Origin of the sequence: Stieleria maiorica, from assembly GCF_008035925.1 — a bacterium.
GTDB lineage: Bacteria > Planctomycetota > Planctomycetia > Pirellulales > Pirellulaceae > Stieleria > Stieleria maiorica.
Genome location: NZ_CP036264.1, coordinates 5,000,968 through 5,026,437, shown reverse-complemented (window position 1 = coordinate 5,026,437; position 25,470 = coordinate 5,000,968). Strand labels below are relative to the sequence as shown.

General features: G+C 57.6%; 21 protein-coding genes. 19 read left to right on the top strand and 2 right to left on the bottom strand.

Annotated features, from left to right (window positions below):
• Nucleotides 1-28: 28 nt before the first annotated feature.
• From Mal15_RS17055 to Mal15_RS16985, 15 genes are read left to right on the top strand one after another with little or no spacing between them, the layout of a single operon-like run.
• A complete protein-coding gene (locus Mal15_RS17055) occupies nucleotides 29-1,105 on the top strand; it encodes an STELLO glycosyltransferase family protein (RefSeq protein WP_147868871.1) in 1,077 nt (358 codons plus the stop codon).
• A 21-nt stretch (nucleotides 1,106-1,126) separates the two neighbouring features.
• Nucleotides 1,127-2,041: a glycosyltransferase family 2 protein gene (locus tag Mal15_RS17050; RefSeq protein ID WP_147868870.1), complete on the top strand. Its 915-nt coding sequence runs from the start codon at nucleotides 1,127-1,129 to the stop codon at nucleotides 2,039-2,041.
• A gap of 9 nt (nucleotides 2,042-2,050) precedes the next feature.
• The gene (locus tag Mal15_RS17045; protein WP_147868869.1) at nucleotides 2,051-2,911 is read left to right on the top strand and encodes an FkbM family methyltransferase; all 861 of its coding nucleotides are present in this window, start codon (nucleotides 2,051-2,053) and stop codon (nucleotides 2,909-2,911) included.
• Nucleotides 2,912-2,927: 16 nt separating this feature from the next.
• Entirely contained in the window at nucleotides 2,928-3,995 is a 1,068-nt protein-coding gene (locus tag Mal15_RS17040; protein ID WP_147868868.1) for a glycosyltransferase, read from the top strand.
• Nucleotides 3,992-5,026, top strand: coding sequence for a glycosyltransferase family 10 domain-containing protein (locus Mal15_RS17035; RefSeq protein WP_167546869.1), 1,035 nt, complete (start codon nucleotides 3,992-3,994; stop codon nucleotides 5,024-5,026). The genes Mal15_RS17040 and Mal15_RS17035 overlap by 4 nt, the downstream gene beginning before the upstream one ends.
• A complete protein-coding gene (locus Mal15_RS17030; RefSeq protein WP_147868866.1) occupies nucleotides 5,023-6,057 on the top strand; it encodes a hypothetical protein in 1,035 nt (344 codons plus the stop codon). The genes Mal15_RS17035 and Mal15_RS17030 overlap by 4 nt, the downstream gene beginning before the upstream one ends.
• Entirely contained in the window at nucleotides 6,054-7,196 is a 1,143-nt protein-coding gene (locus Mal15_RS17025) for a glycosyltransferase family 4 protein (RefSeq protein WP_147868865.1), read from the top strand. Before Mal15_RS17030 ends, Mal15_RS17025 begins: the two co-directional genes overlap by 4 nt.
• A 2-nt stretch (nucleotides 7,197-7,198) precedes the next feature.
• Nucleotides 7,199-8,176, top strand: a complete 978-nt coding sequence (locus tag Mal15_RS17020) for a glycosyltransferase family 2 protein (RefSeq protein ID WP_147868864.1) — start codon at nucleotides 7,199-7,201, stop codon at nucleotides 8,174-8,176.
• 28 nt (nucleotides 8,177-8,204) lie between these two features.
• On the top strand, nucleotides 8,205-9,173 hold the full coding sequence (locus Mal15_RS17015) for a glycosyltransferase family 2 protein (protein ID WP_147868863.1): 969 nt from the start codon (nucleotides 8,205-8,207) through the stop codon (nucleotides 9,171-9,173).
• Nucleotide 9,174: 1 nt separating this feature from the next.
• The gene (locus Mal15_RS17010) at nucleotides 9,175-10,083 is read left to right on the top strand and encodes a hypothetical protein (RefSeq protein WP_147868862.1); all 909 of its coding nucleotides are present in this window, start codon (nucleotides 9,175-9,177) and stop codon (nucleotides 10,081-10,083) included.
• Nucleotides 10,080-11,273 (top strand): glycosyltransferase family 4 protein, encoded by a 1,194-nt coding sequence (locus Mal15_RS17005; RefSeq protein WP_147868861.1) that lies wholly within the window; start codon nucleotides 10,080-10,082, stop codon nucleotides 11,271-11,273. The genes Mal15_RS17010 and Mal15_RS17005 overlap by 4 nt, the downstream gene beginning before the upstream one ends.
• Nucleotides 11,270-12,421, top strand: coding sequence for a glycosyltransferase family 4 protein (locus tag Mal15_RS35015; protein WP_167546868.1), 1,152 nt, complete (start codon nucleotides 11,270-11,272; stop codon nucleotides 12,419-12,421). The genes Mal15_RS17005 and Mal15_RS35015 overlap by 4 nt, the downstream gene beginning before the upstream one ends.
• 10 nt (nucleotides 12,422-12,431) lie before the next feature.
• Nucleotides 12,432-12,995 (top strand): LbetaH domain-containing protein, encoded by a 564-nt coding sequence (locus tag Mal15_RS34695; RefSeq protein ID WP_233902849.1) that lies wholly within the window; start codon nucleotides 12,432-12,434, stop codon nucleotides 12,993-12,995.
• On the top strand, nucleotides 12,992-13,879 hold the full coding sequence (locus Mal15_RS16990) for a glycosyltransferase family 2 protein (protein WP_147868859.1): 888 nt from the start codon (nucleotides 12,992-12,994) through the stop codon (nucleotides 13,877-13,879). Before Mal15_RS34695 ends, Mal15_RS16990 begins: the two co-directional genes overlap by 4 nt.
• Before the next feature lies 1 nt (nucleotide 13,880).
• Nucleotides 13,881-15,278: a hypothetical protein gene (locus tag Mal15_RS16985; protein WP_147868858.1), complete on the top strand. Its 1,398-nt coding sequence runs from the start codon at nucleotides 13,881-13,883 to the stop codon at nucleotides 15,276-15,278.
• Between the two features lie 359 nt (nucleotides 15,279-15,637).
• On the opposite strand, the gene Mal15_RS16980 is transcribed toward Mal15_RS16985, so the two are convergent.
• Complete coding sequence (locus tag Mal15_RS16980) at nucleotides 15,638-16,798, bottom strand: transposase (RefSeq protein ID WP_199773673.1); 1,161 nt, start codon at nucleotides 16,796-16,798, stop codon at nucleotides 15,638-15,640.
• A gap of 568 nt (nucleotides 16,799-17,366) precedes the next feature.
• On the opposite strand from Mal15_RS16980, the gene Mal15_RS16975 reads away from it, so the two are divergent.
• The 4 genes from Mal15_RS16975 (at nucleotide 17,367) to Mal15_RS16960 (ending at nucleotide 24,427) form a co-directional block, all read left to right on the top strand.
• Nucleotides 17,367-17,744, top strand: coding sequence for a hypothetical protein (locus Mal15_RS16975; RefSeq protein ID WP_147868857.1), 378 nt, complete (start codon nucleotides 17,367-17,369; stop codon nucleotides 17,742-17,744).
• A gap of 200 nt (nucleotides 17,745-17,944) precedes the next feature.
• On the top strand, nucleotides 17,945-19,741 hold the full coding sequence (gene xrtU / locus Mal15_RS16970) for an exosortase U (RefSeq protein ID WP_147868856.1): 1,797 nt from the start codon (nucleotides 17,945-17,947) through the stop codon (nucleotides 19,739-19,741).
• Nucleotides 19,738-21,471 (top strand): tetratricopeptide repeat protein, encoded by a 1,734-nt coding sequence (locus Mal15_RS16965; protein WP_147868855.1) that lies wholly within the window; start codon nucleotides 19,738-19,740, stop codon nucleotides 21,469-21,471. The genes xrtU and Mal15_RS16965 overlap by 4 nt, the downstream gene beginning before the upstream one ends.
• Before the next feature lie 397 nt (nucleotides 21,472-21,868).
• The gene (locus Mal15_RS16960; protein WP_147868854.1) at nucleotides 21,869-24,427 is read left to right on the top strand and encodes a polysaccharide biosynthesis tyrosine autokinase; all 2,559 of its coding nucleotides are present in this window, start codon (nucleotides 21,869-21,871) and stop codon (nucleotides 24,425-24,427) included.
• Nucleotides 24,428-24,527: 100 nt separating this feature from the next.
• On the opposite strand, the gene Mal15_RS16955 is transcribed toward Mal15_RS16960, so the two are convergent.
• Nucleotides 24,528-25,421, bottom strand: a complete 894-nt coding sequence (locus Mal15_RS16955; RefSeq protein ID WP_147868853.1) for a response regulator — start codon at nucleotides 25,419-25,421, stop codon at nucleotides 24,528-24,530.
• Between the last annotated feature and the right edge of the window lie 49 nt (nucleotides 25,422-25,470).

Genomic DNA, 25,470 nt, shown 5'->3' with positions numbered 1-25,470 from the left:
ATCCAAACACGAACGAGTGCAATCTAGCATGCTTCAATCTGTGATTACCACCATCCAGCGTCCCACCGACAGCGTGATTCGATTGGCCGAGTCAATGGCCGGATCGGGAGCGGGGCTCGTGATTGCCGGCGATACCAAAGGGCCAGACTCATTCGACCTGTCGTCGGTGGACGGATTCGAATCCGACCAGCTGTCGTTCTTGTCGATCGACGGCCAGCTCGCCTCTGGCTTCGCGTTGGCGGATCTACTCCCTACAAAGCACTACTGTCGCAAGAACATCGGGTACTTACACGCGATGCGATTGGGGGCGACGTGCATCTACGAAACCGACGACGACAATGCCCCTTTGGATCACTGGACGGCACGGGAGGAATGGATCGATGCGCTTCGTTTCGCCGAGGGGCGGCGTGAGGACGGGCTTTCCAACGCCGCGACGTGGATCAACGTTTACAAGTACTTTTCGAACGAACTGATCTGGCCGCGTGGGTTGCCGCTGGACCAGATTCGCGAGTCATCAGTCGCGACGTCGGTTTGTCCGTCCACGCTCGCGAAATCGAGCGGTGACTCGGCGAAGCATTGGGCTCCGATCCAACAGGGACTGGCAAATGGGGCACCGGATGTCGATGCGATCTGGCGGTTGGTGCTGGATCGCGACTTCGATTTTGATGACGCCCCGAGCGTGATGCTGGCGCCCGGGCAGTGGTGCCCCTTCAATACTCAGACCACGTGGTGGTGGCCGGCGGTGTACCCCTTGCTCTACGTGCCGAGCTACTGTCCGTTTCGGATGTGTGATATCTGGAAAAGTTTTGTCGCCCAGCGGTGTTTGTGGGAATTGGGGACCGGGGTTGTGTTCCACCCGTCCGAAGTCGTCCAGGAACGCAACCCGCACAACCTGATGTCTGATTTCAAGGATGAAGTTCCGGGCTATCAACAGAACCATCAAATCGCTGAAGCGCTGGCGCGAATCGAACTGGATCCGGGAGTCGAATCGGTCGGTGGCAATTTGCGGCGGTGTTACGCGACCTTGGTGGACGAGCAGATCTTTCCCGAAAATGAAATGCAGCTAGTCGATGCTTGGCTGGCCGATTTGAAAACGCTGGCTTAACCAACAGAGTTCTGGCACGCCATGTCTCAATCTCCACTCGTCACCATTGTGATCCCGTCGTTCAACCAGGGGGCCTACATCGGTCAATGCATCGAATCGATCCTCACGCAGGACCATCGTCCGTTGGAGATTTGGGTCGTCGATGGGGGATCGACCGACGACACGCTGACGGTGCTAAGCCAATTCGACTATTGCAACGAGATTCATTGGATCTCCGAACCTGATCGCGGGCCAGCCGATGCGGTAAACAAGGGATTGAAACGCGCCGGTGGGAGCATATTGGCGATTCAAAGCAGCGACGATGCCTACCTTCCCGGTGCGATTTCGACGGCGGTTTCAGCCCTTCAAGCCAACGATGACGTCGGTCTTGTCTACGGGGACATCAAGAAAGTGGACCAGCACGATCGTGTGGTCTATGCATCTTCGCAGATTCGTCACGGCAACTTGGATGATTTGTTGGCCAAGCGGATGTGGATCCCGCAGGCCAGCGCGTTTTTCAAAGCATCGGTAATCGATCGGATCGGATACTGGAATCCCGATTTGCCCTACACGCCGGATATTGATTATTGGATTCGAATCTGGTTCGAATTCGAAGTCGAAAAGTTGGAAGGGGTGATCGCGACAATTCGAATGCATGAAGAACAACGTGACCGTCAAGCGGCGAAGATCGTCCGAGACTGGAACCGGATGGTCACCGAGTCGCGTTCGATCCGGGCCGCATCGTTCGCGACCCGTCGCGCTGCTTGGGCCGGTTGTCATCGCAACGCGTTGGAATACGGTGCTGGAAACGACTGGATGGTCAGCTATCACATGCTGATGCAAAGCGTCTATGTGCCCAGCAATCTGCCCAAACTGATTGCCAACTGGCGACAGGCGATTCCGGGATTCATCCCGTGTTACAAGCTGTTCAGCCGGCTACGTTCAAACTCGACCTAGGAAACATCAGTGACCTATTTTCTGATCGCACTGGCGATGCTTACGGGAATCGCAGGATGCGGGCTGGGATATCGTGCTTATCGGCGCTGCAATCTGCTGCGTGAACATCACGATCAATTGGTGGGCCGATTCAGACAGCTTGAATCCGACCTGATTCAGGCGAATAAACGGTTCTGTCTCGACAAAGCGCTGCGTCTGCCCGAATCAACAACGGCGGTCTGTACCAGCCAGCACGGTGAGGACGCATGGCTGTGGGAACAATTCGACTTCAAACCCGAAGGTCGGTACGTCGAAGTAGGCGGACACGACGGCAGGACGTTCAGCAATTCATATTTCTTTGAATGCATCGGGTGGGACGGGATCGTGATTGAAGCGAATCCTGCCTTGGCGGAAAGCTGCCGTCAAACACGACCCCAGGCGACCGTCGTGCACGCAGCGGTCGTCTCCGATCCCGTGGTGCAAGAAATCGAGTTCATGATTCCACAAGGTGCGCCCGGAGTCAGCCTGCTGGGATTCACACGTGAAGATCCATCCCACGTGCAGCGAATCCGCAACGAAGGTGGCGAGATCCAGAAGGTCTCGGTTCCCGCCGTGACGCTCGATGCAGTCTTGACGAAGCATCCAATCGAGACGATCGATTTTGTCAGCATTGACATCGAGGGGGCGGAAATGGATTGTTTGCAGGGCTTCAATATTGATCGTTGGCAACCTCGCTTTGTACTGATCGAAGACAACTCTGGCGGGCTGAATGCGACCGTTCCCCAGTACATGCAATCCAAGGGTTACGGATTGCTGCGACGGATCGGTTGTAATTTGGTGTTCGAAAGACAGCACACCGCTACGGGCTATTCTTCTGCCGGTCGATCATAGAGCGTATTGAATCATCGTGAGCGGATCAATCAAGGAACAGATCGGCTGTGTCTTGCACGAATTGCCGTCCAGCTACCTCGCCTTGAAGCGTGGACCAGGGCGTTGGCGAATGCTCCATAATCGTCATGAGTCGTTGGAAGTTCGCTTGGGTCCATCGGGCGTCGATGGGTGTCGATGTTGCTGGGAGCATTCGTCCGAACTAACCGTCACCAGGGTGTTCCCCTGGATGGGGCGACATCTGCTGGGGGCCTGTTTTCCGACGCTCTCGTTTCGGTGGAGTTCGCCCCAGCCCGAGCACGGCCCCGCCGTCTCGGTGCTTGTGGCAATCGGTGGAGAAGATCGTCAGCGATTGTTGGTCCCCTGTTTGGCATCGCTGTTTGCGGCTGCCGAAGAGGTTCGCGCGGGGGTGGAAATCATTTTGGTTCGAGAAGGCGAACACCGTGAATCGGCGATCGAGCAGATATTTCCTGAGGTCGTTGAGTGCTCTGTCCCGCCTCAACCGGCGTTCAATAAAAGCCTGATGCTGAACGTCGCAGCACGCAAAGCACGCGGGGAGATCTTGGTGATTCACGATGCGGATTTGCTGGTGTCTCCGAGCTACCTGACGACATGCCTGCAACGTTGTCGCCAGGCGGAAGCGGCACGTCCGGGGCGATTGATTTTTTACTTGAACGACTCATCGACCGACCGGTTGGTGTCGGCGGTCGGTTCCAGCGCAAAACCGCAAACGCTCCACGACGCAGGGATCCGGCCGAACGAATTGAGTATCGAGAGAGTCGTCCAGAACACGCCGAATCCGATGGCTGTTCGTCGAGAGACCTATTTCTCGCTCGGTGGGCACGACGAAGACTTCGAAGGATGGGGGGGCGAAGACCTGGAGTTTCTCTCCAGATTGAGAACAACGTCGATCGACGAATTCGGCTCGGAACCCTTGATCCACCTGTGGCATCCCCCATCGCCCAAAAAGCAGAACGGCGATCGCAACCAACAACTGCAGGACAGGAAACTGTCTCAACCGCCACAGCAGCGAGTTCGATTGCTGGTCGAGAAATCCGGCCTTAAATGGGATTCCTGCGGTCGATGATGCGGAAGTTGCAGAATCTCGCCTCTCGCATCACTCGGACTCCGCATTTCGAGGTGGGCAGCGAGCACCTGATCGATTGCGACTTAGAAGCTTCGGCACCGGTCGTACACGTGGATTGCTACGGACGGTCGTTTTATCGTCGCGTCGAGGTCGCTTACGGCGGGGCAAGATGGAAGTTTCATTATGATCCCCGGCAACGTTTGAATGTTCCGTTTGTTGCCGGTGTGTTTTTTGATCGGTCCGCGATTCCGGGCAGTCACCTGCTTCGAGTGCCCAAGCAACGTCGCGCGGCAGTGCTCGTTGAGACGCCCAACGAGAACTTCTTTGGCCACTTCCCTGATTTGGGGAATGAGTTCGGTTGTGTGATGACGCATCGCACCGATCTGCTCGACCTCGGACAACCATTTGTGGAACTCGCCTACGGGACCAACTGGGTTCCCGTCGGGGATCCGGCAAAGGTCGCCGAGGGTCACGGCAAAACGAAGGACCTGAGTTTTCTTGGCAGCATCCAACACGATGACGTGCACGGTTACATGCTCAGACGGCAGGTCGCCGAGTGGCTCGGTGGCGAAGGCGTCGAATGTTTCGGGCATGGACTAAAATCGCTGAGTAGCAAAACCGACGGGCTGGTCCCGTATCGCTTTAGTATTGCGATGGAAAACATCCGATCGCCGGGCTACTTTACTGAGAAGTTGATCGATTGTTTCCATTGCGGCACCGTCCCGGTCTACTGGGGTGATCCGTCAATCACATCGGTGTTCGATCTTCGGGGAATGGTGATCTTTGAGAATCTGAGCGACCTGAAACGTGTCCTTCCGACGTTGAACGCCGATCGATACCAAATGATGCTGCCCTTCGTGGTGGATAATCTGAAAAAGGCGATCGCGCTTGACGTGGCGGACACGGCGGGCATGTATCGACGGATAGCGGCGACGCTCAGCAGCGTCATGCCCGCCGGCGATTCACGAAGTCATGGTCAGCTGGGACGCGTCGCGCGGCATGCTCGTCAATTGTTGGGGAATGGTCGATGAGTCGCGTGATTCACGTCTGCCCCCGAGCGATTTTCGCCAACACGTACCACGGCAGCTACAAAGACACCATCTCACGTATCCGCTTCCTGGAGTCGTCCGGCTGTGACTACCATCAGGTGGTCATCGATGCGGATGACCCGGATGCTGCCCTTGGCGCGGTTTCGGAAATCGACGCGGCAAACATTTTGATCGAGTATTCTCGGTATCCGCGCGTCCTGAAAGCTCTGCGTGAGCGTTTTCCGGCCGCCTACATCGCTGTACGATCACATAATTTGGAACCGTTGCAGCATTTGGACAATCTCGGTTGGTTTCCATCGCGGGGACCGCTTTGGATGCTCTATGGGATGACACGCCTGTTCCGCAACGATTTGATCGCGAAAAAAAATGCGTCTGCGATCTGGTCGATCAGCGATTGGGAAAATCGTGTTTACTGGAATCGGTTACCGGGGCACGCCGAGGTTCGCTGGCTGCCGTATCATTGTCCCGAACACTTGGTGTCTAAACATGCGATCGCGGTTCGATCCAGAAAGATCGTCGCTTGTATGCCGACGTCGCAGAAGAATCGAAAGAGCTGGGATTTGGTTTGTCAATTCATCGCGTTTGCCGAACAAATGACATCCAGCGGTTTCGATGAGCTCGACTTCGTCGTGACCGGTGATGTCGCATCCTGGGGACTGCCGCCATCGACCGCGGTACGTTATTCGGGCATGATCGAGGATTTGGCGGACTTCCTTGGCAAGACTCGAGCGGTCGCGATGCTTTCAGGGCTCGGCTACGGGTTCAAAACCACCTTGGGTGACGCCGTCGCCAATGGGGCGTCGGTGATCGTGCATCCACGTCTTTACCAGCGACTGCCGGAAGAGATGAAGGCAGACGCTCTGGCCTGCGATCCGAATAGGGCAATGGACTGCGATCGAATCTTCCGCTGGATGCAAGCCCAGACCGAACCATCATCGTTGCTCCAGCGCCATCGCGAACAAGTGGCTGAAGCGCTTGACCAGTTGCTCCAACATGAATCGGTGAGCCGATGAGGGTCTTGGTCAACGCATTGTCGGTCAACAATCAAAGTGGTCGGCACGTTTTGATGGGGCATCTGAACCAGTTGCGCGGCTGGACCGAAGGGAGCCACGAATACGTCATCCTGTATCATGATTCGAATCGGGACATCGTTGTCGACAAACCGGGATACCGATGGATCGAATGCCCGGCGAAGACGGCCCAGTGGAGCCCGCGGGCGATCTGGGAATTTCAAAACCTGAATCGCATCGTGGAACAAACCGATAGCGATCTTATCTTCACACCGGCCGGTGTGTCGGTACCGGGGATTAAGGCGCCGCAGGTCGTCTTTTGCCAGAACCCGTGGTGTCTGGTTCCCGAATTACACCACGAGTGGAAAGACAAGTTCAAGGCCTGGATGCAACGACGCGGGTACCGGCGGACGATGCGAGACGCCTCGCTGATGGTTTTTAACTCGCAATACATGTACGATGCTTACGTCAAAAACGCCGGCAGTGATGCACGACGTGCGATGGTCGTCTACCAGGCAATCGCCGAGACAACGTGGGACGCCGCCGGTCGGCTGAGAAAGAGCTTGCTGGAAAAAAATCACATCGTTAGCGTCTCCGCGATGGCGCCGCACAAAGGCGCCGACGTTCTTGTAAGGGCGGTCCGCTTAGTGCGCAACAAAGTCCCCGATGTGACGCTTACGTTTGCCGGCGGTTGGCCCGACACGTCACATCGGACTCAAATCGAAGGTTTGGTGGACGAATTGGGGCTCGGTGATGCTGTGACGTTTTCCGGCTGGATCAGTGATGACGATCTTCACCGACTCTACTCACGGGCCCACGTGTTCAGTTTGCTCAGCCGGTGCGAATCATTCGGGATTCCGGCCGTTGAAGCCCAGAGTTTCGGTACCCCGGCGATTGGGACCGATACATGTGCGATTCCAGAAGTCGGCGGCGCGGGCGGGCTGTACAGCCCCGTCGATGATGTGGAAACTGCAGCCGCAAATTTGGTCAAAGTGCTTACCAATCACGGTCTTTGGGAGCAATTGAGCCGGTCAGCCATCGAAAACGCGCAACGTTTCCGCTGGTCCGAGTGCAGCCGTCCCTTGTTGAAAATGTTTGACTCGGTGCGCCCAGATGTTCTCGACAAGCAAGGAGTAGGTTGAGGATGGACAACCAAGCTGTTCCACGCGTTTCGGTCGTGATGAGTGTCTACAACGGCGAAGCTCAATTGGGTGCGACGATCGACAGTATCCTCGGTCAGACCTTCGACGACTTTGAATTCGTGATCGTCGACGACGGATCGAGCGACCGATCGGGCGAATGCTTGCAACGCTATGCCGTGCGCGACCCACGAATCGTTCTATTACGTCAGCCCAATGCGGGTCTCACTCGTGCCCTAATTGTTGGATGTGAGCACGCGCGCGGCGAATTCATCGCCCGACAAGACGTCGGTGACCGCTCACTGCCCCAGCGTTTGGAAAAACAACTCGAATTTCTGGACCAACATCCCGATGTCGTTGCCGTGGGGGCAGGATGTCGCAGAATCGGCCCGGAAGGCGAGTTCCTTGGGGAAACCATCCGAGACGAAAGCCCGGCACAGATCACACGGGGGCTGATGGAGGAAGGCAGAGGCATTTCTCATATGGTGGCGACGTATCGTGCCGACGCCTATCGGAGTGCGGGGGGGTATCGAAAGGAATTCCGATTCGCCCAGGACACGGATCTTTGGTATCGCATGTCTCGTCAAGGACTACTCGCCGAACTGCCCGAGGTGTTGTTCGAATGGGGGATCGATCTGGACGGGATCAGTTCGACGAATCACGATCGGCAAAGCCGTCTGGCGATGTTGGCCCGTGAGTCCGATCGACGCGTACGTGAGGGTGGAAACGATGAAGAGATCCTCCGGCGTGCCGAAACGCTCAGTTGGGACGACGACGTGCCGGACAACCGGTCATCGCCTCGTGGAGCACTTGCCAGAGCCGAGTTTTTTATCGGCAGTCAACTCTATGCTCTCGGCGACAGACGTTGTCGCCCGTATCTGATGCGTGCGATTCGTCACCGCCCCTTTTGGTTTCGGCCTTGGATCAAGGCTGTTTTTTCGTATTTGCCGATCCGGCACAACCGCCGCTCAACGCCGGCGTAGGCGATCGGGGGCAATACAAATCCATCTCATGCCTGCCGATGTTTCCATCGTGATCCCGACTCTCGGTCGCGACGCCGTCTTGGTGGCGACGATCAAATCATTGTTGGGGCTGTCCACAAGGGCTGCGGAGATTCTGATCGTGGATCAGACGGCTGAACACGATCAGACGACCCGGGAGCGGCTGACGTCGTGGAACGCCGACGGAACGATTCGGTGGATCCGCCTGTCGAAACCTTCGATCACGCGGGCAATGAACCACGGGCTTATGCAAGCCCATTCGCCACGGGTGCTGTTCCTCGATGACGACATCCGGCCACGCTCCGAATTGGTTCGCGTGCATGACGTGGCACACCAAGAGTGCCCCGAGTTGTGGGCAAGTGTCGGCCAAGTCATCCAACCTTGGCAACAACCACAGGAGGTCACTGCCCCGCGGCGACTGCAGGGGTTGCGGCTAGATGAAGACTTTCCGTTTCATTCGACGTTGGTCATGGACGTTCATAACGTGATGGCCGGAAATCTTTGCGTCAACCGCCAGCGGGCCCTGTCGATCGGCGGTTTTGACGAGAATTTCCAAGGGGCGGCCTACCGATTCGAAACGGAATTCGCGCGCCGAGTCGAAACCGCCGGAGGTTCGATTCGGTTTCTCGGCAATGCAGGAATCGACCACCTGAGAGCTGAGAAAGGCGGTACACGGATCAATGGCAACCACTTGACCAGTGCGTCCGCCCGCCACGGCGTCGGAGACCACTATTTTGCCATGCTGCACGCGAAATCGTCCGCCGAAGCGCACGTGTATTGCTTACGCCGTGCGCTGCGGGAAGTTCGGACGAAATTCCACTTGTCTCATCCCTGGTGGATTCCTGTGAAACTGCTCGGTGAAGTTCGGGCTTACCTTGCGGCACGACGTCTGGTACGCAGCCGGCGCGCGATGATTTCTGCCGACGCCAACGAGTCGGCAAATACCACCGAACTTCCTCGACTTCCATCGGAGAGCTGACATGCATCCCATCGTCTTGACAGTCTCCACCGGTCGCTGCGGAACAACGTTTCTGGAAAAGTCATTTCGAAACAGTTTCGCGAACCGCGATAATTGGGTCACTCACGAACATCTAAAACAGCAGATCACGCGCGTCGGCAAGTATCACCGATGCTATGACCCGACGTCGCGATCGGACATGGTCAATGCTGAAATCAGGTCTCTGTTGACCCATTGGAAATCGGTTGCGAAATCAGGGCCGGTCGTCGATTTTGGCTGGACCATGCGATCGTTGGTGCCCTATTTCTATGAACAACTGGCGAATCAACTGCGAGTGCTGTATGTGCATCGTCATCCGATCGAAGTCGCCGCGTCATTCAAATTGATCGGGAACTACAGCATCTACAACTCCGAGGATTGGGCGATCATTCCCCGGCATCCGAACGCCCTGTATCCGCAGTTTGCCGCTCGTTGGGATTCGATGACACCCTTCGAGAAATGTCTCTACTATTGGTTAGAAGTCAACGCCGCGGCACAAGAGTTGAAACAGGTCTATCCGGAGCTGAACGTCTTGGAAGTGAAAAGCAGCGACCTGTTTCGATCAGAAGACGTTTTACAGAGTATTGTCGAATTCACCGGATTCGATTGTTACAACCGCCCTGTTGATAAGAGTCGCGAACGAAATCGTCGCGAGATCTTTTTGCTCGAGCGCCGTCCCATTGGACAGGAGTGGATCCGCTATCAAGAGCATCCTGAAATCATCGAGTTTGCTCAACGGCTCGGTTACGACATGTCGAAAGAGTTCGTAGAGTCATTGATTCCAAAATACCAACTGCCGCCCGGGGTCGTTCCCTGGTTGCGGAACCGTTCCGGGTATTGGGCGTTGAAAGAATCAGTCGGCAAGACGTTGCGTAAAGTTGGGTTGAGATGAAGCTCGCTTTTCTGACCACCCATCCGATCCAGTACCAAGTGCCGGTGTTCCGGCATTTGGCCGCCGAAGATGGCGTCCAGTTCACGGCGGTCTTTTGCACCATCCCGACGGCGGCGCAGCAGGGGGCCGAATTTGGGGTCGATTTCCAATGGGACATCCCGCTGCTCGAAGGCTATCGCTATCACGTCCTGGAGAACGTTTCCAAATCGCCGGGATTGATGCACTTTAATGGTTGTGACACGCCAGGGGTTACGAAGTACTTTTTTGATCAGGGATTCGATGCGGTTGTGATCAATGGTTGGGTGGTGAAAAGCTGTTTGCAAGCCGCCCGCGCATGTAAACGGCTCGGCATCTCCTGCATTGTTCGCGGCGAAGCAAATCACTTGCGGCCCCGAGCGTGGTGGAAACGCTTGATTCACAGGCGGCTGATGCGTTTTTACGATGCGTATTGTCCCATCGGCAAAGCGAGCGCGGCGTTTTATCGACAATTGGGGGTTCCCGACGAGCGGATGTTCTTGGCTCCCTACTGCATCGAGAACGATCGGATCGCAGCGACCAGCCCACGAGACGGCGATTCCATCGCAGCAGCCCGCCGGCGATTCGAAATCCATCCAGATCAATGCTGTTTCCTGTTTTGTGGCAAGCTGATCGAAAAGAAGCAGCCCGTCGGTTTGTTAAAGGCGATCGCATTGGCCAATCAACAGGGGGCTCAATTTCAAGTCCTGGTCGTGGGCGACGGGGCACAGCGTGATCAATGTGAGCGATTGGCGCGAGAGGAAAACCTTCCGGTCCGGTTCCCCGGCTTTCTCAATCAATCCGAAATCGGGCAAGCCTATAGCGCCGCTGATGCGTTGGTCTTGCCCTCGGACAACGGTGAAACATGGGGGTTGGTGGTCAACGAAGCGTTTGCGGCCGGATTGCCGGCTCTGGTCAGTGATCAGGTGGGGTGTCATCCGGATTTGATTCACGAAGGTGAAACCGGGTGGGTGCACCCGTTCGGCGATTGGCAAACGCTTGCCGATCAGATGAGGCGGGCAGCCGGCGACCGTAGTCGTCTGACGCAAATGGGTCACAATGCGAAAGCACTGATTCGACACTACAGTCCGCGTGATGCGGCCGACGGAATCTTGCGGGCCGCGCGGTATGCGACCGGGGACAGGGTATGCGACCCGGGACAGGGGCTGAGATGATTCGCGTCGCCTTACTCGATACGACGGTTCCCGGGGAACCGGGCAGCATGGGGCGATTTCGTGAACAGTTGGTCGCTGCGCTGAAAACATCGTTTCCTGATGACGTGGACGTGTCGACCGAGTTTCTCGGATGCGACCGCGCGACGCTCGCCCGCGCACCGAAGCGGTTGCAAATGTGGCGTCGGCACCACCACATCTGGCGTTCTGCCCGTCAGCTGGATGTTTCCGATTACGACGTGCTCCATCTACTTGACGGCAGCTTCGGCTACGTCGCCGACTCGTTGCCGACCGATCGCGTCGTCGTGACGGTGCACGATGTGATCCCTCGATTGCAAATGGACGGGGTGTTTGCGGGAGCACCGCCGGTCGGACGCGGCGCAAAGTGGCTGATCAACCGGGCTTTGCAAGGGGTTGGGGGGGCACGCGTGGTTTGCGCCGACAGCCAAAGCACCGTAGATGACTTGCAGCACTATGGTTGTTCCGTTGACGGCGGAATTCAAATCGTCCCGCTGGCGGTCGAAACGGAATTGTTCGACGGCCCGCCGTCGCAATTCACCGAGGTGGGGCAAACCAGGCCATATCTGTTTCATTTGGGCAACAACGGGTTTTACAAGAACCGTCGCGGCGCGATCGAGATCTTGAAACGAATCCGAGATGACATTGCCGTCGGATTGGTTTTGGCTGGTCCACCGCCGGATCAACCGCTGCGCGAGTTCTGCCGTGAAAGTGGACTCTCAGATCGGATCGCCTTCGTTTGCGATCCCGACGAATCAACACTCGCCAACTACTACCGCGCGGCGGCGGCGCTGGTGTTCCCAAGCCTTTACGAAGGATTCGGATGGCCACCGTTGGAGGCGATGGCCGCGGGGTGCCCGGTGGTTTCCAGCAGTGCGGGATCGCTTCCAGAAGTCGTGGGGCAGGCGGGGGTCTTGGCGGATTCAGGGGATTACGACGCGATGGCCAGAGGGTGCGAAAGGCTATTGGTCGATCCAGTGTTTCGTGCCGACCTGATTCATGCAGGACACCAGCAGGTGAAAAGGTTCAGCCGACAGCGATTGGCCGAACGGATGATATCGGTTTATCGCGACGTCGTGGATCGGCGCGAGGGAAGAACGCGGGTCAAAGATGCGACAACATCTCAAACTTGAAACCTGACACGTGAAACCTGAAACCCAGCTCGACACGTCCCGCGCCGCCTGTCCGTCATCGCATTCGATGGCCAACAAGATCGGACGCGTCTTGTGGTGCGTGTGTTGGTGGCTGTTGTTTCGCCCTTCGCCGCGGATCATGTTCCGCTGGCGCGTCTTGGTGTTGCGGTGTTTTGGGGCGACGGTGACCGCTCGCTCGCGAATTGACCCGACGGTGAGAATTTGGGCGCCGTGGAATCTGGTGGTCGGGCGTGACAGCTCGATCGGGCATCATGTGGACGTTTATAATGTCGCGACGATCACGATCGGCGATCATGCGACCGTCTCACAGTACAGTTATCTGTGTGCCGCGTCACATGATTTGGCCGACCCGACGATGCGTCTGGTGACCTCACCGATTCGCATCGGTGACGCGGCGTGGGTCTGTGCCAAAGCCTTTGTCGGTCCAGGCGTGACAGTCCATCAGGGAGCCGTGGTGGGTGCCTGCGGTGTGGTCACCAAAGACGTCCCGGAATGGATGATCGTTGCCGGCAATCCGGCCCGTGAGATTCGCAAGCGAGAGATTCAATCGTGACGCCAGATCGATCGGACAATCCGGAGCGACCGATGCGGCTGCCGGTTTCGGCCGTCGTGCTGGCTAAAAACGAAGAATCCAACATCGTGCGATGTGTGGATTCTCTGGCGTGGGCGGACGAAGTCGTGGTGGTCGATGACGGTTCGACCGACGCGACCGTCGGATTGGCCGAGCGATCAGGGGCTCGCGTCGTCCAGCATGTGTTTGAGACGTTTGCTTGCCAGCGAAACTGGGCGCTCGATCATGCCGGATTGCGGAACGAGTGGGTGTTGATGCTGGACGCCGACGAGATCTCGACGAGGGAGTTCGCCGAAGGAATTGGCAAGGCGATCTCATCAGCGCGGCCACAGGTCGTCGCCTTCCGCACGTGCCGCAAAACGATGTTGGATGGAGTCTGGTTGCGATATTCCGACGGTTTCCCGGTCTGGATCATGCGTCTGGTCCGTCGCGGCCGTGCGCGATTCGAAGACAGCGGGCATGGTGAAGTCCCGGTGCCGGTGGTGGAGGGTGAAATGGGGACGATCCCAACGCCGTTTGTCCACGAAGCGTTTAGTCGGGGGATGGATGATTGGTGGATCAGGCACGTCCGCTATGCGGGGCGTGAAGCGGCGAGGGAACGGGGCGAAACGGGCTCAGGTGGTGTATCGGATATACTCCGTTTCGACTCGAGTCGTCGCAGGCGGGCGCTGAGGTCGTTGGCTCGAAAGATGCCCGCTCGCGGTCTGCTGCGTTTCCTTTATCAATACGTCCTGCGGCGCGGATTCATGGACGGTGCTGCTGGATTAAGGTTTTGCCGAATGATGGCTTGTTACGAGACAATGATCTCGATTCGCAAATCCGAACCAGAACCCGCTGTGTCCGACGGCGCGTCAGGGGCAGGTTGACGTGGAGTTCATCTTTTACATCACGGTCGGAATCGGTGCGCTGCTCGCCGCCACCGATTGGCGACTCGGATTGCCGATCGCGATCGTGTTGGATTGTGTCCGCGATCCGGTTCGTAAACTAGCTGATGGCGAGCCGACTTTGGTCACCTATTGCGTGAGCGTGGTTTGGGCGGCGGCTTTTGTGAATCTGTTTTTCGGGGCCGGTACCGGACTGCGGCAGATACGAAGTCGGTTTCCATGGGTAGAGAAGGTCATCACGTGGTATGTGCTCGGACTTTTGCCCGGCGCGATGATTTCGCTTGCGCTTTATCAGAACGGTATTCTGCTTGCGGCGCTGGGGTTTATCTCTTACGCGGCACCGTTGCTTGGGGTCGGACTTGGGATCGCATTGGCGTTTCATTTGGGGCACTTGAGACGACTTCTTCAGGTCTACTTGATTGTCAATTGCGTCGCTTTCGTCGGGGCGGTGGCGGAATGGCTTCAATGGGACTGGCCGGCCCTGGGAGGGCTTGCGGGGTTTGAGTGGATCCGGCACATGCCCGGAGTGATTGTGCGACTGATCTCTGGGTTCTTTCGCAGCCCCGACATCGCTGGGTTTCATGCGGCCAATGCGCTGATGGTTTCCGCCATCCTGCTGCTCAATCGCGGGGATAAGCCTGGTTTGCGTCGCAGGATCAATCCGTTGTGGTTGACAACGGCGGTTTGGAGTTTTGTACCGTTGTTGTTGTGTGGTCGGCGAAAGATGTTGATCATGCCTGTGATCTTTGTCGTCGCCTACCTTCTGTACATCCAGTTGGCGGCTCGGCGAAATCTCGTTCAGGTCGGAAGCTATCTACTATTGATCGTTGCGATCGGCGCGGTACCACTGCTGATCTATCGTGATCAAGAAGGGATTGCCGATCACCAAGCGTATTATGCAACCACGATCAGCGACGTCGCGCCTCGGTTGAGGGACAACGTGGGGATGGGCATCGTCGAGACGTTGCGTCAGTCGGGCTTGATGGGATCAGGGTTGGGGGTCGCGACGCAAGGGGCACAACACTTTGCGGTTGAAGAACGCCACGATGCGTGGCAAGAGGATGGAATCACGCGTCTGTTCAAGGAACTCGGGATTCCCGGCATCGTTCTCATTTCGATTTCGGTCGCCCTGTTGCTTTCAAATTGCCGTCGGTTGATTCGTCAGCAAACCTACCTGCCGTTGATCGAATTGCAGGCGATGTTCTTTGCGCTGGTGATGGCCAACTTTGCCTCGTTCGTGGCGTCGCACCAGCACTTCAGCGGAGATCCACCCAATGCGTTATGGGTGCTACTCTTTGCGGGCGTTTTCATCGGCACACTCGGGCTGGGAACCTCCCTTCCACAACGTTCCGTCGCGAGCGCTGCATCCCGCCTCCGCTAGTCCCCTTCTCCCCCGCCTGGTGCCACCCACCACGCTCCTCAATTTGGTGCCACCCACCAAAACGTTGACGTTCGTCAGCCAGTCGCGATTTACCAACAGAACGATGGTGCAGTGCCACGCGCTTATCATTCACCGTGCGAGAGAAGATTGCCAATCAACTTGACCGGCTCTGTCGAAGGCCGTCAGACAATCTGCTGGGTGAGAGTAAGCGGATTTGCCGTGAATACAGCCATTGGGAGACCGCGAACAGTCGTATGACCGCTGTTTGACAAAGACACGATGGCTTGCTCGGCAAGGACGCCGGTGGTTATCAGCCTTCACGTTTGGTTCGCGTCACCCGCATACCAATCCCATCGCGTTCACGCGGCGAAGCATTGGGCGACGCTCCGCTGCCCCTTGGACCAGTGACGGCCGGTCGATTCAGCGAACTTGCCCATCGCGCTCGGTGATCCCGCGCAACAACTCTGGCCAAAGTACCGCTTGAAGTTCCATACCAAGTCACGCCACATCGACAGATCGATTCCCAATCGGGTCAGCACCGACTGCATGCCCTCGGGAACTTCGCGCCCCGACCCTTCGTCACTTTGCTTGGCCGTCCACCGCAGCAGCTTCAAATAGTCGCCCCAGTCCAGATCCAGAAACCCCTTGTCACTGGCGCGCACGCCGCCTTCGCTGAGCTCTGGGTCACTCGCCGGCTTCTTCCCCAGCCGAAACGGCGCCAGCCAGCCGTCACGCCGAATCCGCTTGCCGGTCGGATTGACGCGTTTCTTCTTGCGTCGCTCCTTCAACGCTTCGACCGGCGTTTCGCGAATCGTTTTCCCTGCCTCCGCCGTGTCAACGGGAACCAAGTCAAACGCCGCTGAGTCGATCTGGTCACCTTGATCTGCTTTGATGCGGTCGTAGGCCGAGGTGTGAGGGGCCTGATCCGGCGTTTCCGCCATCGCCGCCCGAACGGGATTCAGGTCCACGTACATCGCACAGGCCAGCAAGCCCGCTTCATCGGCAATCGCCTGCGCCTTGAAACGGCCCTCCCAGAACCGTCCCGTGCATTCATCCTGTTTGTTGGCCATGCGGGCGATCGGTTCACTCAGTGCACGCATGAACCAGGACAGATCCGACAGTCGATGTCGAATCTCTGCCAGCCTTTCCTTGTCACGTGCCAAAGTGGCGACATCGTTTTCGGTCGGTTCGGCGAGGTGTTCTTCCAGTCGCCGCCCGGGAAAGACTCTTAGCCAGCGAATCGCGACCTCCTGATCCGACCAGGCTTGAACGACGTCGGGGCGGTTGCGAAGGATCAGGTGCATGTGATTGGAGAGGATGGCGTAGGTCAGCACATCGACGCCAAAAACCGAAGCGAGGGCCTCCATCCGCCGCCGGATCCATTCACGGCGAAAGCCGTAATCCTTTCCGGTCTGCGGATCCACGCCGGCCAGATAGGCCCTTCGCACGCACCGCTGCACGCAGTGCATCATCGAAATCTCCGCCGGATCAAACTGCTCCGACCGCAATGCACGTCCCATAGCACCCTCCCCAGTTCGAGCGTGCCGATTCTACCACCTTCCCACAGCCAGTCAATCGGTGGGTGGCACCAAAGGCCGGTGGCACCAAAAGCCAGTCCCGTCAGTCAATAGATGGGTGGCACCAGCTAGGATAGATTGGTGGGTGGCACCGAAATGGCGCGCGCGCGGCGGGCACGGTCTGAGACGATTGGTCGGTCTGTCCCAGGGAATGTCTTCAAGGGGAGGGTTTTCGAATAAGATTCGGTTGCATTTGCTGTTGCACGTACTAACCTGTGCGTCCTGACCGGCTCCTCATGCTGAATACAGTTTCACTGGACAACCGAACATGCTATTGAAGCGAATTCTCCCCGCCGCTGCACTCTCGTTCGCACTTTGCGTTTCTACGACTCATGCCGCGGTTGTATCGTTTATGGGGACAATCCCAGCAGGCGGGCTGCAAGTCGCCGGGCCGGTCTTGAACTCGCTGCCTCGGGATTTCGTGGTGAGCTACACGTACACCCCCAGTGCGACCGGCCTTTCGACAGTCACTGGGGATTTTACGTTTTTGGCAAACAGCTCGGATCCGCAAGTGACGGTTGCAACTTCCGGTGAATTTGCCCTGGCAAATAACGCCGGAACCTCCGGTGAGGATATTTTCAGCGTCGACGGCACGATCGCCGCCGGGCTACTCGGTCCGACGATCACTCGTTACACGTTTGCATTCGTGAAGCCGACAAACACGGTCGGCTCGGATGATCTGAACCCGTTGACGCTGTCCAAGATGATCGCCGGTCCGACGTCGATGAACTTCAAATCCGGACCGCTTCGAGCCATGGGGGTGATTCGCGGTGCCCCTGAACCGAACACCATGATTGCATTGAGCGGGTTGGTGATCGGCGGCTGCGGAATCGGGTACCGTCGGCGGCAGAGAAGCAAGGCGAAGGCCACGACCGAAGCGGAAAAATAGCGGCGGACCTACAATCCGAATAAACGCGAGTAGCCATTGGGCGAGGATCTCATCAAGAGGTTCTTGCCTTTTTTCATGGACTCCTGCGGGTTCTACCTGGATTTAGCGCTGAACATTGTGAGAGGATCAGGGGCTATGTGACTGTTCCCCCCCGAAGCACCGACCGTAAATTATTAGCGTCTCGGCTTCCATCCCGCCGAATGCCTGCCGTCACTTCGATGCAAGACTCGCCCCGACCTCACTATCTCGCAGCCGTCTTTTGGACGCTGGTATTGATTTCTCCACTTCCCGGGGTCGCGATTTATCTGGGATGGCTGAGCGAATTAGACCAGTACGGATACATTATTCCTCTCTATGTGTCTCTGGCTGCCCTGGTGCTATTCCGTTGGGACTATCGGTCTCACTTGCCGTCCAGCCCCACCGCGATCGCGGTCGTCGCTGTTTCTGTGTTGCTCAACCTTGTCGCCGCCTACCGCGTTTCACCGTGGTTGTCATCGATCTCATTTGCGATGGCGATCACGGCATGGTTGGGTACCCACCGTTCGTCCGCAGGCGGGACAGAGCGGTTGACGTACCTGAGCTTATTGTTGTTGATGACGATACGGCTTCCGCTGAACCTGGACTTGAAGTTAACGACGTCGCTGCAGCGCATGACCTCACAGGTCAGCAGCTATTTGCTGGATTTTCTCGGTGTCACACACTATTTACGTGGCAATGTGATCGAGCTTCCCGGCGGGACGCTGTTTGTCGAAGAAGCTTGCAGCGGCGTGCAGTCGTTGTTCACCATCCTGTTTTTGGTGTGCTTGTGGATGGTGTATCGTCGACGTCCGATCATGGCTGCGCCGGCGTATCTGGCCATCGGAATCCTTTGGGCGATGGTGATGAATGTGGTGCGAATCAACTCGGTCGCCTTGGCCCAGGAATGGTACGACACTGATTTGTCGAGCGGGACGCCGCACGAGATCTTGGGCTGGATTTGTCTGGTCATCGCCGCATTGATGGTCCTGTCGACCGATCGTCTTCTGCGCGTCCTGTTCTTTCCTGTCCCCGCTGACGAATCGGGGCAGTTCAGCAATCCCGTCACTTGGTTGTGGAACCGTTGCTCGACGTACGGAACGGAGGGGGACAGAACAGAAGGGGACAGAACAGAGGGATCGGAACAGCGGCACCAACCGGACCATCCCGCAACAGTCGTCGATACCACGTCGCCTGAAGAAGGCGGTCTCGCAGCATCCTCCTATGGAATCGTGATGTTGGCCGGCGCGGCGTTGTTTTGCCTGCCCAGTTTGGGATTGAACTATCGAATTGTGGCGACGCGATATGAACAGCAAGTTGCCAACGCCGAACGCCCCTTGCTTTGGGATCCCGACGCAACACTGATGAATCGCACCGCCTACGCCTCGGCAATCACCGATCATGAAGCGCTGCGAGATGCGAACAGCAAACAACTGGGGCATCATGCCGACGTCTGGACGATGTACTTGGACGGAATGGCGGTACGGATCGCTGTCAGCCAGCCGTACCCGGAATGGCATGACATGCGACTGTGCTACAGCGGAGACGGTTGGCAGGTGAACGATTGGGATCCGACGCTTGAGCCGATCGGCGAGTCGCAGGATTCAACCATCTCCCAGCTCGATCGATGGCAGGTTTCCTACGCAGAAATGGTACGCGACACCGGCGAGTTCGGTACCTTGCTGTTTTGCGGATTGACGCGTGACGGAGAACTTGTTGCAGCGCCGATGAGCGGTCTGTATTCCCTATTCGACGATCGGATGAAAGACCGTCGATCACTGCAGTCCAAGATCATGATGCTCCAGCTGTGGACGCAAACGCAAAAACCACTTATCCCCGACCAGTTGGAAAAGCTTCAATCGCTATTTGATTCCTTTCGTCAGACGGTTCTGGATGAACTCGACGGACCAAACTCGATCTCACCAGCCGATGCAAACGGAACGAATCTGACGATGTGGATCGATGGGGAGACCGGTCCATGAACGCGTTCAGGATTCTCCGCCATTGGTGGCGATCGTTGGTTTCAGCGCTGCGGTTTGTGGTGCGGCTGCCACGGACGCTCAATGTGGTCGACGTCACGATCGATGCATTTTCGTTTCCCCAGCATGAATGGGCAAAACGCTTACGTCGGGATTTGGCCGACGATGAATCGCCGATCTCCTGGACGCAAGCGGTCAATCCTTTGTACTGGATCGCCTGGGGGGGCCGTTTCTTTGTCAGCTGGATTGTCAGTCGACCCTATCGGACGCTCGCCCCTTCGCTGCCGGCGATCGTCGTCGCCGTGGTCCTGTTCGCCGTCGTCGTGATCATTGTGCGGCGCGATCAAGCGACGACTCAAACGATTTATTTGGACACCCTGCGCACTTCACTGGCGGAGGGGAACACGGCGGTTGCCTCCGTCGCCGTGCAGCGTCTGTTGGCGATCGACCCGGACAACTTGGAGCACCAATATCAATTGGCGATGCTCGATGACGAGTTGGGCAAGAAGGAATCGGCTCGGATGGCGATCTATCGTCTGGCCATCCAAGAGGAGCATGGACCGGCGGCACTGTGGATGCTCAAAGCACTGATCTATCAGGACGTGCCGTCGGCGGGGGGCGAAAACAACGCTCAAGAAATCGAATTGATTCTGCGAGCACAGTGGAGCGAGGACGAGAAAAAGATCTGTCACCGCTGTGCCACCGTGGCAATGACCAACTTGCCATCCCAGCGCGCCATTTTCGCCAAAAAAATCTACGCCCGGTTTTTGGCCGAGATCGGTGCATCACGTGACGCGCTGGCGTTGTACGAATCCATCGCCGATGTCGACCCCGCCGTCAACCTGGTCGCCGCCCAACTCGCTCATCGGCTGGCGCAACAGAACGGGGATTACTTGACGGTGCAGGAGTTTGCCAAAGATGCGATCCGCTTCATTCGCCCCGAGTTATTGGCCGATCCGACGTCGATCGAGAAGCGTCTCAATCTGGCGCAGGCGCTGGTGCTCGATGAGCAAGACGAAAAAGCGTTTGAGGTGTTGACCGAGGGCTATCAATTGACCCGTGACGCGTTGTTGCTGGCGGCAGCCGGGGAAGCGAGAATCTTTACCGCCGAACGGCTCAAACGTGCTGTCGGTGTCCGCGAAACTCTGGCCGAACGGGGCCCGATCCTTTACGAGGCGTTGGAATTGGCGCCCAAAAGCCCTGTCGTGCTTGAGGCCGTCGTTCAGTTTTCCATCGAATGCAGTGAAGCGGACGATCACGACCTGCGCAGCGTTCGCAAAAAGTTGCTCAGTGGGGTCGATCCGCCAGCGATGCACTTTATCGAAGGCACCGTGGCGCTCCTGTCGGGCGACAGCGAGAGCGCGCAACGCCATCTCTCGCTCGCCGCCAACGAATGGAAGAACATGGCCGGTCTGCTCAACAATTTGGCCGTCACGCTGTCGCAAAATGGAGACAGTCGCCAATTGCCCCAGGCGCTCAGGCTTTCTGACGCAGCACTGGATCAGTTGCCCGGACATCCCTACTTGCTGGAAACCCGCGGACAGATCCTGTTGAAATTGGAACGCTATTCCGACGCGATCGTGGACTTGGAAGCCGCGCTCAAGGAACCGGCGATGCGTCCGTTGGCCCATCCGGCGCTGGCGATCGCGTACGAAAAAATCGGCGAAGAAGACCTCGCGTCGCAGCACCGGCGCCTCGCCCAACGCTACTCCGCCGAGCAGTCAAACCCCTGACTCGGGCGGCGGCCTGCTCAAGAGGGGCTTGAATCCACGCCGGATCTGGGAAAGGATGGAGCGTTCGAGGCGCGTGATCGTTTGCCCAATGGCAAACGATGCTTCGATCAGACCGCTTGAAGTTTTCTTCGGCGAGTGCGTTTTTTCTGACGGTTCCGATTGCCCGGCGTGCCGGTTTTGCAGAACGCATGCAATGGGACGATCGCGCGAGCGGGTGTCAGATTTTCAGCTCCGGTTGGATGCACAACGTCGGGCCTGGACGACCCGGTGCCTGTAGGTTTCTGAGGGAACACCCTCGCGCAAAGATGCGTCAAAAAGGCTGAACGGTTCAAGAAAGTGAACTACGCTCGGCACTTATCAAAATCGCACCTCCATCCTTCAAACCGTCCATTCGTCGATGCTGGATCAGACTACAACGCAGCCGGGCAACTACGAGGCAAGTGTTTCGCTTGGTCCGTCCCAGGAGCACCACCACGGCGAGACGATCTTGACGGTGTTGTGGCGGTTCAAGTGGTTGTTGACCGCCTTTGTCGCCGTCGGTACCTCGGTCGGTTACTGGATGTACAAGCAAAAACCGACGACCTACCGTGCGACCACTCAGTTGATGTTCAAGAGTGACACGCCGATTTCGTTGGACTCCAATACCGGGATTGTCCGCGGCGGAATTCCCAGTGGAAATTTGATGCAGTCGTTGGTCACGTCCGATGCGATCGTCAATCGTGTCGCGTCCAACCCGGAGTTGAAGTCGATTCCGTCGTTGCAGTCCAATACGGATCAGCAGATCGTGTCGATGGTCCGCGGAGGCATCCGTTTCCAAACACTCACCGATCAAAGTGACTCGCGGGATCGGATGATCGCCGCGTTGAACTTTGACGGTCGTGATCCCCAGGTTTGTGTCGCGGCGGTCAAGGCCGTCAGCCAAGCGATCAGCGAACACTTTGAACGCGAACGCCAATCGACCATCAACGAGGTCGGCGAACTGGTCCGCAACGCCATGGACAAGTTGATCCGAGAGCAAAAAGATCTGGAAAGTGAATACCTGACGTTTCGCAACAACGCCGATTTGGAATGGGACGTGGAAGGGCAGGCGATCAATCCGTATCGGGAGCGACAATTCCAGTTACAGACCTACCGGACGGAATTGGAGCAAAAGAAACGGGAGCTCAACAGCGACCTTCGCTTGGCCGTCAACACGCGAAAGTTGCACAGCGACCCGGTCTTGGTCGCACAGATCATCGGCCACCTGGGCAGTGTCGTGGATGACTTCGAACCGCTGAAGCAGATCGTCGGTCCCGGAAGCGCAACCACCGACGACCTGACCCTCAAAAAACTGGAAGTCGAACGCACCTTGATCCCGTTGCAGATCAAACGCGATCAGTTGGAGCTGGCCTATGGTTCATCGCACCCGGAAGTCAAATCCATTGCGATGCAGATCGAAAGCTCGCAGAACAAGCTGAACGAAATCAATCAGCAGATGACCAGCCGGATCGCCGAGCTGCGTGCTCAGTCCCAAACCGTGGATTACGACAAAGAGGCACGAAAGGCCCGCGACGAGCGTGCCCGTACCGCCGTCGACGCCTATATCCGCGGAATCGAAGCCCAGCTCACCGTACTCGCTCAAGACATGGCCGACATCGACCTGCAGATCGAACAGCAAAAGGACGAGGCGGACAAGCTGAAAATCGTGGAGGAACGCGACGCGTCCTTCAACCGCCGAATCGAAACGATGCGAGGCTTGGAAACGCAATTGGAGCAACAGTTGGCGGCTCTGAATCTGGCGGATGTCAAAGGTGGCATTCTGGTGGAACCGTTGTTGGACACCGGACAGGCCTACGTGACCGGCCCCGATTTGAGAAAGGATCTGATTCTGTACGGCATGTTGGGGCTGGCATTGAGCGGATTGCTGGCGATGGTTTTCGAGAGCACCGCCAAGATGTTCCGCAGTGCCGAGGAGGTGCAGCGGGAGTTGCGCCTGCCGGTGCTGACACACATTCCGTTGGACGAAGGCCGGATCCAGCAGGGCAAAGGGATGGTCGATTCGGCGATCTCCAACTTGGATCCGAAATTGTCGGTCGTTCACCGCCCCTATTCCCCCGCCGCCGAAGCGGTGCGTGGGGTGCGGACCGCGATGCTGTTTGACCGGCGTCAGTTCGACAGCAAGGTCTTCCAGATCACCAGTCCGCTGCCGGGCGACGGGAAGAGCACGCTGGCGGCCAACGTCGGTTGCTCGGTCGCTCAGTCGGGTAAACGCACCTTACTGATCGATTTGGACCTGCGAAGTCCGCGGTTGTCCCTGCGATTCAACCTCGAAGCCCAGACCGGGCTGACAAACGTGCTGAACGGAGAACTGGGGCCGGCCGAAGCCGTTCATCAGTCGCCGATCGAAAACCTGGACATCTTGCCTTGCGGCCCGCTGCCGGCCAACCCGGCCGAAGCATTGACCCTGGCTGAATTGGCCGAAGTGTTCCAGTGGGCTCGTGAGCACTATGATTTCGTGATCGTGGATACGCCGCCGCTGTTGATGGTCAGCGATCCGGCGGTCGTCACGACGTACGTCGATGCCTCCATGTTGGTGATGCGGATCCGACGCCGATGCAAGCCGAACGCAAAAGAAGCGATTTCGATGCTGCGTGCCGCGGGGGCGCGAGTGATGGGCGTGGTGGTCAATGAGATCGATGAAGTCAGTGGCGGAGCGTCGTACAAGACCAGTGCCAGCGGCAGCTACCAGTCGATCGGCTATGGATACGGCGACAAGTATCGTCGTCGCTATCAACAAGAAGCCAAGACGCAAGACACCTATGTCGTCAAAGGCAAGCAGGCATCGGAGCGTCCGACGTCTGCAGGCAAGGTCGACGATGCGGTGGAGCCCTACGACCATGCGATGATTCCCCCGCAACCGACTGCGGCGGGGCCCTCGGCGGTCGCCAAACGTCATCGGGCCAACGTTCGGTCGTAGGCCCCGCCGACGGCCGCGATTGTGAACCCCGCTGCGTTCGATCGCCGCATCTTTCAGCTGCGATGCCGGGTGATGCCGCGTCGGACGGCGGCAGCGAGGACTATCGCGAAATGTACTTGACCAAGGTCACCTTGCTTGAGTGCGCATCGACGAACACCTCGTCCATCACGCTGGTCATCAGCAACATTCCACGCCCGCGTTCATCCGAAAAACTTTGCGGAGTTCCCGGCATCGGGGCGTGCAAGATCGGCTGTCCGGGGCCTTCATGGGCGACCGTGAATCTTGCCTCTTGGCTGGTCACATCCAGTTGAATGGTCACGATCCGCTCGGTAATCGTTCGCAGCGACGGGTCGCCCAGTTTTTCAGTCACGAGTGCCCTCGCGTCGTCGATCGACATCGGCGTGGAACGGACGGGAACTTCGAAGTTCCCGTGGATGATCGAATGAAAGATCAGGTAGTCGAGGGCCTCGGCCATCCGAATCCGCTGGCTGGTATGCAACACGTTCATGGAGGCCAATAGACGAATGATCAAGCTGACCAGGGGCGTGATCCGTTCGATCGAACAGTCCAGCACAAATTCGAAGGAGGATCGCGTCAGAGCCCCCTTCAGGTACAGCGACTGGGCATTGGCCTGGGCGAACGACGTCATACGCGCGACGATGTCCGGCAGCAGGATTCCGACGTGGTCTTTTGAGATGTAATTGGCCGCTCCGACGCCCAACGCCTCGGCCGCCAGGTCCTCGTTGCCGAATGCCGTCACCAGGACCGCCGGGACGAGCGAAAAATCGGTCCGCATTGCCCGGATCAGTTCGACACCGTTCATTTCGGGCATTTGCATGTCCGTGATCACCAAATCCGGCGTGTCCTCCCGCAACGAGGCCAGCGCCTCGCGACCATTGGCCGCCGTCCTCACCGTCAACCCTTGCTGTTGCAAGACCGAAGAGATCATCGCGATCTGGGTGGCGCTGTCGTCCACAACAAGGATATTCGGCATGGCAGGGTGCTTGAAAAGGTGTCAAAAGAGCCACCATCGATCATAGCGA

Coding starts and splice junctions, on each gene's coding strand:
- Mal15_RS17055 (WP_147868871.1), top strand. CDS start 29: ATGCTTCAATCTGTGATTACCACCATCCAGCGTCCCACCGACAGCGTG.
- Mal15_RS17050 (WP_147868870.1), top strand. CDS start 1,127: ATGTCTCAATCTCCACTCGTCACCATTGTGATCCCGTCGTTCAACCAG.
- Mal15_RS17035 (WP_167546869.1), top strand. CDS start 3,992: ATGATGCGGAAGTTGCAGAATCTCGCCTCTCGCATCACTCGGACTCCG.
- Mal15_RS17030 (WP_147868866.1), top strand. CDS start 5,023: ATGAGTCGCGTGATTCACGTCTGCCCCCGAGCGATTTTCGCCAACACG.
- Mal15_RS17025 (WP_147868865.1), top strand. CDS start 6,054: ATGAGGGTCTTGGTCAACGCATTGTCGGTCAACAATCAAAGTGGTCGG.
- Mal15_RS17020 (WP_147868864.1), top strand. CDS start 7,199: ATGGACAACCAAGCTGTTCCACGCGTTTCGGTCGTGATGAGTGTCTAC.
- Mal15_RS17015 (WP_147868863.1), top strand. CDS start 8,205: ATGCCTGCCGATGTTTCCATCGTGATCCCGACTCTCGGTCGCGACGCC.
- Mal15_RS17010 (WP_147868862.1), top strand. CDS start 9,175: ATGCATCCCATCGTCTTGACAGTCTCCACCGGTCGCTGCGGAACAACG.
- Mal15_RS17005 (WP_147868861.1), top strand. CDS start 10,080: ATGAAGCTCGCTTTTCTGACCACCCATCCGATCCAGTACCAAGTGCCG.
- Mal15_RS35015 (WP_167546868.1), top strand. CDS start 11,270: ATGATTCGCGTCGCCTTACTCGATACGACGGTTCCCGGGGAACCGGGC.
- Mal15_RS16980 (WP_199773673.1), bottom strand. CDS start 16,798: ATGGGACGTGCATTGCGGTCGGAGCAGTTTGATCCGGCGGAGATTTCG.
- xrtU (WP_147868856.1), top strand. CDS start 17,945: ATGCCTGCCGTCACTTCGATGCAAGACTCGCCCCGACCTCACTATCTC.
- Mal15_RS16965 (WP_147868855.1), top strand. CDS start 19,738: ATGAACGCGTTCAGGATTCTCCGCCATTGGTGGCGATCGTTGGTTTCA.
- Mal15_RS16960 (WP_147868854.1), top strand. CDS start 21,869: ATGCTGGATCAGACTACAACGCAGCCGGGCAACTACGAGGCAAGTGTT.
- Mal15_RS16955 (WP_147868853.1), bottom strand. CDS start 25,421: ATGCCGAATATCCTTGTTGTGGACGACAGCGCCACCCAGATCGCGATG.